The organism is Aquidulcibacter sp., assembly GCF_044346625.1.
Lineage (GTDB): Bacteria > Pseudomonadota > Alphaproteobacteria > Caulobacterales > Aquidulcibacteraceae > Aquidulcibacter.
The window spans coordinates 1-13,071 of record NZ_JBIIYV010000034.1; the positions used below are offsets into that span (position 1 = coordinate 1).

Genomic DNA, 13,071 nt, shown 5'->3' on the forward strand with positions numbered 1-13,071 from the left:
TTCCGCAACCGCTTTGTCCTTGTCGAGATGAATGAGCAAGGCCTGTTTGACCGCCGGATTATGTATGAGCGACTGGCTTGGGAGCATATTGAGTGGATTGAACCCCATCCAGGTGGGGTGGCAGACCGGCTCAGAGTGAAGGCGTCCGCCCGATTGACACCCTTTGGCGCGGTGCGGAATCGCTTACTGCGCGTTGTGCGGCAGATTCCGGAGGGCGAAATCGTCATTACCTTTGGCGGCTTGAACAAGGCCGCAGCCCAAGCGGCGGCTTGGCTGGCCGAACATCAACCGCGCCTAACCCCGGATGTTTGGAAGATTGCGACTGTTCACCATGAGGGGGAGGTTCCAGCTCAACATCGGGACATTTGCTTGCAAGCCCATGTGTTTCGGCGGACTTGGTTGAGTTATCTTTTAGGCGGCGTGATCCTATTGGCAGCGCTCGTTGCTCTTTTGCCTACGTTCTTGGCACCCATTCTTGTCAACGGGAAAGTTCCAACCGATTTTGCACAATTGGCAGTTTTGGGGACGATCGTTGGCGCTGCGATAATTGGCGGGATCGTCGCTTTGCAGATTTATATGCGCCTTTCTAACGCCCGGGACGGTGTGATTATCCTCTCTCAAACAGGGCTGACCGATATCCGGATATCAAGCCAGTTCATCCCGTGGCACCATATCGACCATGTAACCTTTCATTGGCTAAACAATGGTCGCTTGGTCAATGAAGCCGTGGCGGTGGAAGTTCAGCTGCAAGAGGGTATCAAGCTAAAGGCCCCAGAGGGTCTTGCATTTAAACTGGTACACCTAATCCGTACCGTTACGATGCCCGAGATCTTCAACTTGCAGCACTCAGGGACCACCACGAGTGTCAGCGAAATCATCGACCATATCGAGCGTCATAAGCTGCCAGTAGCTGTGCGCGAAGTCGCTCGAAACTAGGTTTGGCTAGTCCTTTGGGCGATAGCGCATAGCGACATCACACCGCTCATAGCTACAGCCATAGCGGGCCATGATATCGGGATCGTGGATAAACCCTAGCTTCTCATAGAGGTGAATAGCGGGCTCGCAGATGTGATTGGTGAGCAGGAAGAGGGTTTCTATCCCCCGTTCTTGGGCGCGTGCTAGAGTTGCTGCCAACAGATATTCACCCGCCTTTTGTCCGCGTAGGGAGTCCAAGACACCCATTTTGGTAAGTTCGACCGCCCCATCTTCGGTCGGCATCAGGGCGCAGGTGCCCACGACGCCATGTTGTTCGGTCGCGATAAACAAAATCTCGCCGCCGCGATCGAGGATTTCGACTTGAGGATTGCTGAGGACATCAATGTCGTGGTCCTCCAGTTTGAACATAGCCGATATCCACGCGGCATTGATCTCGTAAAAGGACTTAGCAAGGTCTGGCGTGATCGTTTCGTCAACACGGATTAGAGTGAAGGGATTGGTGACACGCTGCAACATGGATCGCTCCGCCAGTTGGGTTTCAAAAAGGGTAAGTAGGGCCAAGAGTTCTTGTTCGCGCCCGCCCGCAAGGTCCGAGACGGCGGTGCCAACTTTGGGCCAAACGCGTTCTTGGGTTTTCGCTAAGATGGCGCGGCCGGAACCGGTCAAAGCGATCTTTTTTGCTCTTGCATCGCTAGGATCTTGGTCGGTGGTGATCAGGCCTGCGCCTCGCAAAGCGGCAACGGTACGGGTCATGGCTGGCTGGCTAAACCCAACCGACGCGACGGCCTCCATGATGCTCAAGGGGCCATAGCGGTCTAGGGCAGCCAAAAGTGCCAAATGGCTCGGTTGGATGGGGATGCCCGCTTGGTCAAGAATGATAGCCGCGTCGGCCAGCAAGCGCTCTGCCAAGCGCTTAAGGCGGCTTCCCAGTGCCACATGGCCCAAGTCTTGAAGAATATCTGCCATCATAAGCCCGTTTGTATAACATGTTATGTATGTTGTGTCCTCTCAGCGGTCAAGCAAATTTTAGCGAGAATAGCTCTGGATATACGTGTTGGTGGAAGATTTTGCCCCTTGCCTACGGGGTATCAGGCATGGCAATGCTGCAATGCACAAGGACACTTTTATGACCGATAAACCCTTCCAACACGTCCCCGACAAGCCCTGGATCTTCCGCACCTATGCTGGCCATTCCACGGCGGAGAAGTCCAATGCGCTTTATCGGGCGAATTTGGCGGCTGGCCAGACGGGTCTATCGGTGGCGTTCGATCTGCCGACCCAGACGGCCTATGAGGCTGACCATGTGTTGGCCAAGGGCGAAGTGGGCAAGGTGGGGGTGCCGGTCAGCCATTTGGGCGACATGCGGGCCTTGTTCAAAGACATTCCGCTGGAGACCATGAATACCAGCATGACCATCAATGCACCCGCTGCTTGGATGTTGGCGCTCTATGTTGCTTTGGCTGACGAACAGGGGGCCGACCGCAAGAAGCTGCAGGGCACCACGCAAAACGATCTGATCAAGGAATATCTCTCGCGCGGAACCTATGTGTTCCCGCCTGCGCCCAGCTTGAAATTGACGGCAGACACGATTGCTTGGTGTTTGAAAGAAACGCCCAAATTCAACCCGATGAATGTGTGCTCCTACCATTTGCAAGAAGCTGGCGCGACGCCAGAGCAGGAATTGGCGTTCGCACTCGCCACCGCCATCGCCGTCCTCGATGAAGTTAAAGCCCAAGGCCAAGTCCTGCCCGAAGACTTCCCCGCCGTGGTTGGCCGCATCAGTTTCTTCGTCAATGCGGGTATCCGCTTTGTGACTGAGCTGTGCAAAATGCGCGCGTTCAATGTCCTGTGGGACGAGATTTGTAAGGATCGTTATGGCGTGACTGATCCCGCCATGCGCCGCTTCCGCTATGGCGTGCAGGTCAATTCCTTGGGCCTGACAGAGCCGCAACCGGAGAATAACGTCTATCGTATCTTGCTCGAAACCCTCGCCGTAACCATGAGCAAGGATGCCCGTGCGCGCGCTGTGCAATTACCCGCTTGGAACGAGGCTTTGGGCCTGCCGCGCCCATGGGATCAGCAGTGGAGCCTAAGGCTTCAACAAATCCTCGCCTATGAAACGGATCTTCTCGAATATGAGGATTTGTTTGCGGGCTCCCACGTGGTGGAAAAAAAGGTCGCAGAACTGGTGGCAGGCGCGAAGGCAGAGCTTGCTAAGATCGATGCTTTGGGCGGGGCCGTCGCGAGCGTGCCCTATATGAAAGAGGGCCTGGTTCAATCCAATCGCGATCGCCTACTGGGCATTGAAGGCGGCAGCCAAGTGGTCGTCGGCGTCAATCGCTGGTCGGATACTGAGCAATCGCCCTTGTCGGCTGGTGAAGGTTCGATCCAAACGGTCGATCCCATGGTGGAAGCCGATCAGATCAAGCGCCTGAATGCTTGGCGCTCGGGTCGTGATGCCGCAGCGGTTGAGGCGGCATTGGCAGAGCTTGAGGCAGCAGCCCGTGAAAACCGCAATATCATGGAGCCTTCGATTGCCTGTGCCAAAGCCGGTGTCACCACCGGCGAATGGGGGGCCTTGCTGCGTCGGGTCTACGGGGAATATCGGGCGCCAACTGGTGTCTCACTACTTGTGAATATCGAGGGCGAAGACATTGAAGCTGTGTCGAAAAAGGTCGATGATATCAGCGAGAAACTGGGCCGTCGCTTGGCCTTTTTGGTCGGTAAGCCAGGTCTTGATGGCCATTCCAACGGGGCCGAACAAATCGCCACCCGTGCCCGCGCTGTTGGCATGGATGTGACCTATGAAGGCATCCGGATGACGCCGGAAGAAATCGTCGCGCGCGCAGTGGAGAAGAAGGCCCATGCGGTGGGCCTCTCCATACTTTCGGGCTCGCACCTCGACCTCGTCCGCGATGTCGTGGCCCGCATGCGGGCGGCGGGGCTAGAGCATGTGCCTGTGGTTGTGGGCGGCATCATCCCGCCAGAAGATGCCCGCGCCTTGAAGCAATTTGGTGTCGCCGCCGTCTATACGCCCAAGGACTTTAAGATCACCGAAATCATGGGCGATTTGGTCGATATTGTGGAGGCTCGGGTCGAGCAATTGGTCTAAGAAGGACTTTCCATCCCGCCTAAATCCTAGGTTGCCAGATCACGCGATTGGCCTTAGCCTTGGCCACTATTCAAGGTGTTGTGGGATTGGAGGCGGGATTGGGCAAAAGGAAATATCTACCCGGTGTCGAAATCGCCCGAACGCCTGAGGATAAAATCACGGCGGGCTTGCAAGAGGTGCGTGCCTATCTGGTCAATGGTGTGTTTTTTCTGACGTTGGCTGTATCAGGCTGTGCTCCTCTATTTGGCAAGCTGGGAATAAATGGCGAACGCACGTCAGTCCTAGAGACGATCTCTGTTCTGGGGGCGATAGTCTTCCTCATCCTCTGCATGGTTGTCCTTTTTATGGGCAGCAAATCACTCATTCGAAGACTTTCTATCCAACCCGTTCTAGTAACGGGTAGGGTGCGGAACTGGAGGTCGCCCTCACTCCTACTGAGTGTGGCGGCTGCCATTGTCTTGGTCGGTGGCTTCGCCTTGGTTGTTACCACATCTTACTTCGACTTCACGCAAGGCCGGGACTCCTCTTCGGCGCTGCGCTTCTTGAATGTTCCTCAAGTTCTCGGCGGCTGCTTGGGTGTATGCGCCATGATTGCGGCTGCAATGGAAACTCTTGAGTGGGTCCAAGACATTCGTCGGAATCAAACCGCGCCCACCCAACAGGCCGAACAAGAACCCCAATTGCCCAGTTGGGCGCAGACTTTATAGGACTGGAAGCATGACCGAACCCGTTAGCCACACCGCCGAAGTCCGCAAGTTTCTGTTCTTCAAGGATTCTCGTCCGATTGCGCCGAGCATTGGCGATAAGATTACTGCGACGGTGCAAGAGATGAAAGAACAAGTTGGGGGTGGCTTTAGCGCCGTCATGCTTTTGGTGATGGCGATGGGGATGCAAGTTTCCCCAAATCTCGAAGGCAATATCCTCATGTTTTGGGAGTTATTTCTGACAGCCGTATGGATTGTGGCGATCCTTGGCATGTTCGCAAGCGGCGTGACGGCTAAGCCGAGGACTTACCAAAGTGGTATCCCAAGCAAACGAACTTACGGCACCGGTACGCTTTTAACATGCCTAATCTTATCGCTGGTGTGGGCTTGTTATGTAGGGTTTGGAAGCCTGATGTTTGAAGACCAATTGGGTTATCTCAGTAATGTTCGAGGTGTTTCATTCCTGGTCGCCTCTTTTCTAACTGCGCTCTATGTTTTGCGTTCTATCCAAGAGCGCATCCAATGGATTCTTGATCTTCGGGCAGAGCAAGGCCTTATCTTGGCGCAAGGCACAGATGGAAAAGACGGCGAAACGGACAGTCACTCGGCTTGGATTGAGCGGCCGATCAAATGATCAATAGAGGCTCCCCCATGTCTGACAAACACCCTGGCCCACAGAAATTCCTGTTCTGGACAGACAAGCGCCCCATCGCACCTGATGCGGAAACCAAAATCACCTGTGCGATTGCGGAGATTGGGGTGGCTGCCGCCCAAGTGGTGAACAGTTTGACGTTCATCGGTTTCCTGTTCCTCATTCGCGCTGGGGACTCAGAAGATTTTTCATTGGCGCGATCTATGTCAGGCCCACTATTAATGATGCTTGCAACCGGCCTCATGCTAGTGTGTGTAAGTGGCGCAGACGAGTGGTTTCCACGTTCGGTTTTTCAAAGTGGCATCCCCTCAGATCAGACCCGTTTGAGCCGAATTCTTTTGGTGATAGCGATGTCTGCCCTAGCTTGCCTGATGGTGAACGTCGTACTTCTGGTGCTGAACCGTGCCGAGCAAGAGGACCTCTACCTCGCAGAATTAGCCGGTCTTTACGCGACTTGTGCGCTGGCAAGCTACGGAAGCTCAATTATCGTTAGAGCCCGCTGGATTCTCGAACTGCGAGTAAAGCAAGGCCATAAGCTGCAACTCGGCAATGATGACGATGAAACCAATGGGTCCCGACCCGCTTGGTATCAACGGCCAGCGAAATGATCCAGCGAGGTTTCCCCCATGTCTGACAAACACCCCGGCCCACAAAAAATCCTGTTCTGGACCGATAAGCGGCCCTTAGCGCCGGATGTGGAGACGCGGATTACCTGCGCCATCGCGGAGGCGCGCGCGGACGCATCTGAGTCTGCGCTTGTCTTGTTGTTTATTGGATTGCCTTATTTTCTGAACGAAAGCACAAGCGTCGCGTTTTTCAGCAATCCGATTTATCCTTTGGCCACCGCCGCAGTCTTTGTGATTTACTTGTTAGCGGCAATGATCAGCTCACAAAATCTTCCCAAATCGAACGGTCAAAACCTCGCATTCAGAAGTGGCATTCCAAAGTCGAAGACGAAGCTCAGTCGCGTAATTTTCTGGTTCTGGATGATCTTGGTTTTCTCCTATTTCGGAGCACTTATTGCACATAGCCTTGGCTCTGTTTGGCCAAAGCCCTTGATCAACAACCCAGGCATGGCCATGACCATGGGGATTGCGGTTTCGGTTTTGTATTCTGCACGCCGGGTGCAAGAATTGTTGCTATGGGTCCTCGATCTCCGTGCGCAGCAAGGCCATGCCATTACATTTAAGACGCACCCAATGGCAGCGCCAATGACGGTCGAAAATGACTGGTGGAAGAAGCCGACGCCTTAGCCCACTATCGCCTTGATCACCACAGCCAGGGCCGTAAATGCCAGATAGGCTCCAAACGCGCGGCGCAGCATGGTCTTATCCAATCGGTGGGCGAGCTTGGCACCATAAGGGGCGACAGCCCCGGTCAAGAGCGCCAAAATGACAAAGCCCGGCACATTGATATAGCCAAGCGAGAGAGGAGGTCTGCCATCGACGCCCCAGCCCATGAGGATAAAGCCCAAAGTCGCAGGCACGGCGATGGCGACGCCAAAACCCGAAGCGGTGGCTACCGCTTGATGGATCGGCCTGCCAGCCAAGGTCATGACGGCTGAGCCAAAGGCCCCCCCGCCAATGCCCATCAAAGCCGAGACGGCTCCTAGGCTGGAGCCTACTGCCGCCCGCGCTGGCCCGGTCGGCACGTCGCGCATGATGGTCCAGCTTTCTTTGCCAAGGCCCATATAGGCGGCCAAGGCGATGGCAAAAGCGCCATAAATTAGGCCGAGGGTCGCTTTATCAGCAAAGCCCGCCATAACCGCACCAATGATCGCACCCAAAGCGATCCACGGGATAAAGCCTTTGAGGACAACCTCATCCACCGCCCCATGCTTGCGGTGGGCGGCAACAGAGCGCAGCGACGTGGTGATGATGGTCGAGAGGCTCGTCCCCACAGCCACATGCAGATTGGCTTCTCCGCCCAGCCCAAATACGCCAAAGGCATAGAAGAGGGCAGGGACGAGGACGGTCCCACCGCCAACGCCAAACAGCCCTGCGATCAGGCCCGCAAACACGCCGGCTCCTGCCATGGCTGCGACGAGGATTAGAAGGTCTTGGATTGGCGGCATCAGGCCGCGATCTCGCCGCGATTGGCAAAGCGGGTCGCTTCGCGCTCAATCAGCTCGAGGGCACGGTCATAAACTTCAATGCCAGCCCCAGCCCGGCTCTCTTCGCCCAATTGCCGACGGAACATGCGGGCGCCGGGCTTGCCCGCAAACAGGCCGAGCATGTGGCGGGTGATGGCGTGCAGCGGCACACCCTCTGCCAAGCGCCGCTCCACATAGGGCCGATAGGCGCGATAGGCCTCTGCGGCGGGGATAGTCTCAGTAGCGTGGCCCAATATCTCACGATCAACCCGGCCTAGTAGGGCGGGGTCATGATAAGCGGCCCGGCCTAGCATCACGCCATCAAGACCTGCGACTGCCTCTTGTGCCTGCTCAATACTAGCAATGCCGCCGTTCAAAATGATGGTGAGGTGCGGGTTAGCGGCTTTCAACTCGCGCACCAGATCATAGTCCAAGGGCGGGATCTCGCGATTATCCTTGGGCGAAAGACCCTTCAAGATCGCCTTGCGCGCATGGACAATAAAGACGGTGACGCCCGCCTTGGCCACGGTCTCCACAAAGCCAAACAAGCTCTCACGGGGGTCTTGCTCATCAACGCCGAGGCGGTTCTTAACGGTGACAGGAAGGTGGGTGGCCGCTTGCATGGCGCTGACGCATTCGGCCACGAGTTCAGGTTCCCGCATCAGACAGGCCCCGAACCGGCCCGACTGCACGCGGTCTGACGGACAGCCGACATTAAGATTTATCTCCCCATACCCAAAATCAGTGGTAATCTTCGTGGCTTCAGCAAGCTTACGAGGATCAGAACCACCAATTTGTAGCGCGACGGGGTGTTCGCAGGGATCAAAGCCAATTAGGCGATTTCTATCACCATGGATCAGCGCATCCGCCGTCACCATCTCTGTATAGAGTAGGGCCCCTTTAGACAGCGTACGGTGAAAGGCCCGGCAATGCCGGTCTGTCCACTCCATCATGGGGGCAACGCAAAAGCGCCGATCAAGCGTATCGGAAGTCATGGCCGCTCCATGCCTTTTTTAGCCCCAAAACGCAAATCTGCAGAAAAATGCATAAAGGGCAAAAAATGTGTTTGACACATGTGGTGTGCTATAGTAGTAATACACCCATGCACTACAGCAGTGCAGCACAAACACAACGACAGACCAACAGGAGAAACCAATATGATCACCTTAATCGTCACAATCTGGCTCAGCGCTTTGGGTGCCGGCATGGCCACAATGGCAGCCACCGAACGCAACTAAGCCAAACCTTCCAGCTTCTACCTCCCCCCCCCTAAATCCTCCTCTCTTCAAAACATAAAAGGAATACCACCATGATCACCATCGCAATCACCGCTTGGCTCAGCCTCTTAGGCGCAGGTTTAGCTTCCATGGCCGCCGCAGAGCGCGCTTAAAGCTTAAACCTTCCTCCACGCTATCTCCTCCGACCCTCCATAATTCGCCGCTACAACAAACTATAAACCCGCTCCTCCCCGAGCTTCACACCAAGGATAAAAATCATGATCAACCTTATTGTCGCCGTCTGGCTTTCCGTACTCGCTTCTGGCCTTCTGGGCATGGCAGCTGCAGACCGCAAGTAATCGAACCGGCATCGTCAGCCCCTACGCCTCCAACGTCCCTACGATGCCCAACCTAGGGCCGGCTTAGCCGGCCCTATTTTTTGTTGAGAGCTTGTGCGGTCCAAGCCTTGGATGGCGCGCTCAAATCGCCTACATCAGGAACATGGCTCGTTATCTGATCACTTCTGCACTTCCCTACATCAATGGCATCAAGCACCTCGGCAATCTGGCGGGGTCGATGTTGCCGTCAGATGTGCACGCGCGCTTCCGGCGCTTGCAAGGCCATGAGGTCTTGTTCGTCTGCGCAACCGATGAGCATGGCACGCCGGCAGAATTGGCGGCGGCTGAAGCTGGCATGTCGGCCAAAGCCTATTGTGATGAACAACATGACATTCAGCGCACGGCAGGTGAGGGGTATTCGCTTTCGTTTGACTGGTTTGGCCGCTCGTCCAGCCCGCAAAATTACGCGCTCACGCAGCATTTTGCGGAATTGCTGGAAGCTAATGGTTTGTTAGAGGAACGCGTTACCAAACAAGTCTATTGTATCGACGATGCCCGCTTCTTGCCTGACCGCTATGTTGAAGGGACGTGCCCGATCTGTGGGTTTGAGGATGCGCGTGGCGACCAGTGTGATAATTGCGGGTCATTGCTAGACCCTACCCAGTTGAAGAACCCACGCTCAAAAATCTCGGGCTCCACCAATATCGAAGTGCGCGATACCGCCCATCTGTTCCTGCGTCAGCCCTTGATGGAAGACAAAATTCGCGCTTGGGTCGATGCGGCAAAAGATTGGCCGCATTTGGCACGCTCCATCGCCTATAAGTGGCTGGATGAGGGCCTGCAGGACCGGGCTATCACGCGTGACCTGTCGTGGGGCGTACCGGTTTTGAAAGACGGCAAGCCACGTCTCGGCTTTGAAAACAAAGTGTTTTACGTCTGGTTTGACGCGCCTATCGAATATATTGCTGCGACCGAAGAATGGGCCTTGGCCACGGGTGGCGACTGGCAGCGTTGGTGGCGGACCGATCAAGGCGCCGAAGATGTGACCTATGTTCAAGTCATGGGTAAGGACAATGTGGCCTTCCATACCGTGTCTTTCCCAGTGACGATTTTGGGCTCAGGCGAACCTTGGAAACTGGTTGACCGCTTGAAGGCCTTTAACTGGCTGACTTGGTATGGCGGAAAGTTTTCGACCAGCCAAAAGCGCGGCATCTTTATGGATCAAGCGCTGGAATTACTAAGCGGCGATTATTGGCGCTGGTATCTGATGGCCAACGCACCTGAAAGCTCAGACGCCGCTTTCACGTTGGAAGGCTTCCAAGCCACCGTGAATTCCGACCTCGCCAATGTACTGGGCAATTTCGTCAACCGCATCATGAAATTTGCCGCAGCTAAGTTTGAAGGCAAAGTGCCTGCCATTGGCCAAGCAGGGGAAGCTGAGGCCAAATTATGGACCGAAGTCTCAGCCAAGATTGCCGCGATCACGGCATTCCACGAAGAGATGGAGTTCCGCAAAGCTGCCGCCGAGACCCGCGCCCTTTGGGCTTTGGGCAATGAATATTTGCAAACAGCGGCCCCTTGGACAGCGATCAAAACAGATGAGGCTTTAGCTGCCGTCGGCGTCCGCACGGGCCTTAATCTGGTTGCGCTGTTCGCAATCTTGGCCCAACCGTTTGTGCCAGAGGCCGCCGGCCGGATCTTGGATGGCATCGGCGTACCAGAAAAGAACCGCATGTGGCCAAGCGCCGAAGATGCAAGCCTGCTGGATGCGCTTCCCCATGGCCTTCAAACCCAAGTGCCAGATTTGCTGTTCGCCAAGATTGAAGATGAGCAAGTGACGGCTTGGGCCGAACAATTTGGTGGCGGTGGCTAAGCCATGGCGAGCTTAACCCCGACTGATCCGATCCTTTTTGTCGGCAATGGCGGCGGGTCCATGTTGGCCGAAATTGTTTTGGGGATGGCGGGCGTCCGGTTCCGGGTACAAGTTGCTGCTTGGGGGGACAATGGCCTGGAAAGCGATGGGCTGCACGCCAGTAATCCCCTCGGCCAAGTCCCGACCTTGGTCTTTGCCAATGGCACGGTATTGACTGAAACAGCCGCGATTGTGCTGACTATCCACGACTCGCGGCCCGATCTAGAACTCGTTCCCACACTCGACAGTGGCTTGCGCCCATCGTTCTGGCGCTGGCTGATGTTCATCAATGCCGCCATCTATCCCAGCTTCACTTATGGCGACTATCCGCAGAAATGGGCCGATCAGGACCAAGAGGGCCCACTGCGCACCCGGACAGACCGGCACCGCAAGCGTCTGATGCTGCATCTGGAACAGCAAGTTAGCCACCCGTGGTTCTTGGGCGAGACCTTCAGTGCGCTAGATCTTTATATCTGGATGCTGATCCAATGGCGGCCAAAACCGGACTGGTATCAGACCCACGCGCCCAAGCTTTATACTATTGCCAAGCGCGTCGATGATCTGGCTGCAACTAAGCGTGTCATTGCACGAAATGGCGTGAAACCACTACCTTAGGAGGAATTTCCTAGAAAAAAGCCTCCCCAAGATTGGGGAGGCTTCTTCTGGTTAGGTGCTAGAGCCCTTAGGCTTTAGAACTTGCGGACAAAGCTTGCCGTATAGCCATTAGCACCCTTGCCTTCGGTGTAGCGGGTGTAGTCCAAACGGATGCCATTGGCATCGTCCAGCATGTACTGACCGCCAACGCCGAGGGCGAACGAGCCATCGTCGTCTTTCACCTTAACACCTGCTGCTTTGGCTTCTGACCAGCTATGGACGTAACCGGCGCGACCGATCAGCGACAAACGCTCCGCTACTGGCGCGCTGGCCACGGCAAAGGCACCCAAGGTGCCGCGGGTCTTTACGGTGACGCCATTGACCTTGTCGTCATTCACACCGATGCCGCCTTCGCCTTCAACGGCAAGGTTTGGGGTGAATTGGTAGCCGACGCGGCCATTCAATGTGCCGGTGTCAGATGTCTTATTCTGGAAGTGGTTGTAGCCACCATTGATATAGGTTTGGCCAGCTGCGTCTTGAGCAAAGCTAGGAGCCGAAGCGAAAGCGGTAACAGCCAAAACGGCGAGAGCGAAAATACGCATGATCTAGTTCCTTTGTTCGTTCTGCGACCACATCTCGAAAGCCTGATTGGCTACGAGACGATCGCTAGTTGATCCAAAGGCTCCCGGGTTGTGACGCCGCTCTTTGTCGGTCGTCTAGAGCAACGCCCGCTCTTTCTGGCTCAGAAAGAGTGGATGAGCTGTTGCTCCATTTTTGATTTAGAGCGCAACTTTGATCCGATGGATCAAAACGCGCTCTAAGGGGGAGGAGAGCCTTTCGACACGACTAAGGTAGGGACTGTGACCCCGCTTCCGCAACTTACCATTCTGTCATATTAAGGGTGCAAATACACAGTGTGATCAATAAGATACAGATTGTGGCGGAACCTTGTCCCTCAGATGAACCGGGGGTAAATGCGTACCGGTTCCGCCCGATTCACGCCGCAATTGTCCCGTTTTTGTGTCAGATGGGACATGCAAAACTGCATGGAACGATTACATGCCTATGCGTTTTAGGATTGCAGAATAGGCGAGGACAGGTTTGCTCTCTTGGCTCAGCACGCCGCGGATGAACAGCATCGTACGCGTTGCCCGCACGATGTCGGCGGTTGATTCGATCAAGAGACCGGCTTTTGCGCCGCCAACAAACTGGCTTTCAAACTGCATCGTCACGCAGGGCTGCGCATTCATATAGTCATGACAATGCGCAAACAGGGCGAAGTCGGCAAAGGTCATCAGGCAGCCGCCATGAATATTGCCCATGCCATTGCAATGCTGCTGTTCGGGCATAAAGGCGCAGGTATAGCCACCCTCAGCTAACGGCTTCATATAAAAAGGGCCAGTGAGCGTCTCAAACGGGTCAGAGCCATTGCCCCAAGTGGACCAGCCAGCAAATTCACCCTCGGTGACTAATTGTGGTTTGGATGGGGTATTCTCGCTCATGTGCAACAGGCT

13 protein-coding genes are annotated in these 13,071 nt (G+C 55.3%); 8 read left to right on the forward strand and 5 right to left on the reverse strand.

Annotated features, from left to right (window positions below; genetic code table 11):
• Positions 1–936 (forward strand): hypothetical protein (locus ACIQ20_RS09780; protein ID WP_395779801.1); only part of this gene is annotated, 936 nt, incomplete at its 5' end.
• Positions 937–942: 6 nt separating this feature from the next.
• Here the strand turns inward: ACIQ20_RS09780 and ACIQ20_RS09785 are convergent.
• Positions 943–1,902 (reverse strand): GNAT family N-acetyltransferase, encoded by a 960-nt coding sequence (locus tag ACIQ20_RS09785; RefSeq protein ID WP_395779803.1) that lies wholly within the window; start codon positions 1,900–1,902, stop codon positions 943–945.
• Between the two features lie 160 nt (positions 1,903–2,062).
• On the opposite strand from ACIQ20_RS09785, the gene ACIQ20_RS09790 reads away from it, so the two are divergent.
• Genes ACIQ20_RS09790 through ACIQ20_RS09810 form a run of 5 tightly spaced genes read left to right on the forward strand, consistent with a single transcriptional unit; the run spans position 2,063 to position 6,657 of the window.
• Entirely contained in the window at positions 2,063–4,048 is a 1,986-nt protein-coding gene (locus ACIQ20_RS09790; RefSeq protein WP_395779805.1) for a methylmalonyl-CoA mutase family protein, read from the forward strand.
• A gap of 59 nt (positions 4,049–4,107) precedes the next feature.
• Positions 4,108–4,755 (forward strand): hypothetical protein, encoded by a 648-nt coding sequence (locus tag ACIQ20_RS09795; protein ID WP_395779807.1) that lies wholly within the window; start codon positions 4,108–4,110, stop codon positions 4,753–4,755.
• Between the two features lie 10 nt (positions 4,756–4,765).
• Positions 4,766–5,386, forward strand: coding sequence for a hypothetical protein (locus ACIQ20_RS09800; protein ID WP_395779809.1), 621 nt, complete (start codon positions 4,766–4,768; stop codon positions 5,384–5,386).
• A 17-nt stretch (positions 5,387–5,403) separates the two neighbouring features.
• Positions 5,404–6,012 (forward strand): hypothetical protein, encoded by a 609-nt coding sequence (locus tag ACIQ20_RS09805; RefSeq protein ID WP_395779811.1) that lies wholly within the window; start codon positions 5,404–5,406, stop codon positions 6,010–6,012.
• A gap of 18 nt (positions 6,013–6,030) precedes the next feature.
• Positions 6,031–6,657 carry a hypothetical protein gene (locus ACIQ20_RS09810; RefSeq protein WP_395779813.1) on the forward strand — a complete coding sequence of 209 codons (627 nt, stop codon included), beginning with the start codon at positions 6,031–6,033 and terminating at the stop codon, positions 6,655–6,657.
• Here ACIQ20_RS09810 and ACIQ20_RS09815 read toward each other — a convergent pair.
• Positions 6,654–7,478 carry a sulfite exporter TauE/SafE family protein gene (locus ACIQ20_RS09815; protein WP_395779815.1) on the reverse strand — a complete coding sequence of 275 codons (825 nt, stop codon included), beginning with the start codon at positions 7,476–7,478 and terminating at the stop codon, positions 6,654–6,656. The genes ACIQ20_RS09810 and ACIQ20_RS09815 overlap by 4 nt on opposite strands.
• Entirely contained in the window at positions 7,478–8,491 is a 1,014-nt protein-coding gene (gene dusA, locus ACIQ20_RS09820; protein WP_395779817.1) for a tRNA dihydrouridine(20/20a) synthase DusA, read from the reverse strand. Before dusA ends, ACIQ20_RS09815 begins: the two co-directional genes overlap by 1 nt.
• Before the next feature lie 723 nt (positions 8,492–9,214).
• On the opposite strand from dusA, the gene metG reads away from it, so the two are divergent.
• Together metG and ACIQ20_RS09830 are read left to right on the forward strand one after the other, a co-directional pair.
• Positions 9,215–10,924 (forward strand): methionine--tRNA ligase, encoded by a 1,710-nt coding sequence (gene metG, locus ACIQ20_RS09825; protein ID WP_395779819.1) that lies wholly within the window; start codon positions 9,215–9,217, stop codon positions 10,922–10,924.
• Between the two features lie 3 nt (positions 10,925–10,927).
• A complete protein-coding gene (locus ACIQ20_RS09830) occupies positions 10,928–11,578 on the forward strand; it encodes a glutathione S-transferase family protein (RefSeq protein WP_395779821.1) in 651 nt (216 codons plus the stop codon).
• Between the two features lie 74 nt (positions 11,579–11,652).
• Here the strand turns inward: ACIQ20_RS09830 and ACIQ20_RS09835 are convergent, their stop codons facing one another.
• Together ACIQ20_RS09835 and ACIQ20_RS09840 are read right to left on the reverse strand one after the other, a co-directional pair.
• Positions 11,653–12,159: a porin family protein gene (locus ACIQ20_RS09835; RefSeq protein WP_395779823.1), complete on the reverse strand. Its 507-nt coding sequence runs from the start codon at positions 12,157–12,159 to the stop codon at positions 11,653–11,655.
• Positions 12,160–12,612: 453 nt separating this feature from the next.
• Complete coding sequence (locus tag ACIQ20_RS09840; protein WP_395779825.1) at positions 12,613–13,059, reverse strand: PaaI family thioesterase; 447 nt, start codon at positions 13,057–13,059, stop codon at positions 12,613–12,615.
• Positions 13,060–13,071: the final 12 nt, after the last annotated feature.

Excerpts from the sequence above, each read along its gene's own strand:
- ACIQ20_RS09815 (WP_395779815.1), bottom strand. The coding sequence starts at position 7,478 with ATGCCGCCAATCCAAGACCTTCTAATCCTCGTCGCAGCCATGGCAGGA.
- ACIQ20_RS09785 (WP_395779803.1), bottom strand. The coding sequence starts at position 1,902 with ATGGCAGATATTCTTCAAGACTTGGGCCATGTGGCACTGGGAAGCCGC.
- ACIQ20_RS09840 (WP_395779825.1), bottom strand. The coding sequence starts at position 13,059 with ATGAGCGAGAATACCCCATCCAAACCACAATTAGTCACCGAGGGTGAA.
- ACIQ20_RS09810 (WP_395779813.1), top strand. The coding sequence starts at position 6,031 with ATGTCTGACAAACACCCCGGCCCACAAAAAATCCTGTTCTGGACCGAT.
- dusA (WP_395779817.1), bottom strand. The coding sequence starts at position 8,491 with ATGACTTCCGATACGCTTGATCGGCGCTTTTGCGTTGCCCCCATGATG.
- metG (WP_395779819.1), top strand. The coding sequence starts at position 9,215 with ATGGCTCGTTATCTGATCACTTCTGCACTTCCCTACATCAATGGCATC.
- ACIQ20_RS09835 (WP_395779823.1), bottom strand. The coding sequence starts at position 12,159 with ATGCGTATTTTCGCTCTCGCCGTTTTGGCTGTTACCGCTTTCGCTTCG.
- ACIQ20_RS09805 (WP_395779811.1), top strand. The coding sequence starts at position 5,404 with ATGTCTGACAAACACCCTGGCCCACAGAAATTCCTGTTCTGGACAGAC.
- ACIQ20_RS09790 (WP_395779805.1), top strand. The coding sequence starts at position 2,063 with ATGACCGATAAACCCTTCCAACACGTCCCCGACAAGCCCTGGATCTTC.
- ACIQ20_RS09800 (WP_395779809.1), top strand. The coding sequence starts at position 4,766 with ATGACCGAACCCGTTAGCCACACCGCCGAAGTCCGCAAGTTTCTGTTC.
- ACIQ20_RS09830 (WP_395779821.1), top strand. The coding sequence starts at position 10,928 with ATGGCGAGCTTAACCCCGACTGATCCGATCCTTTTTGTCGGCAATGGC.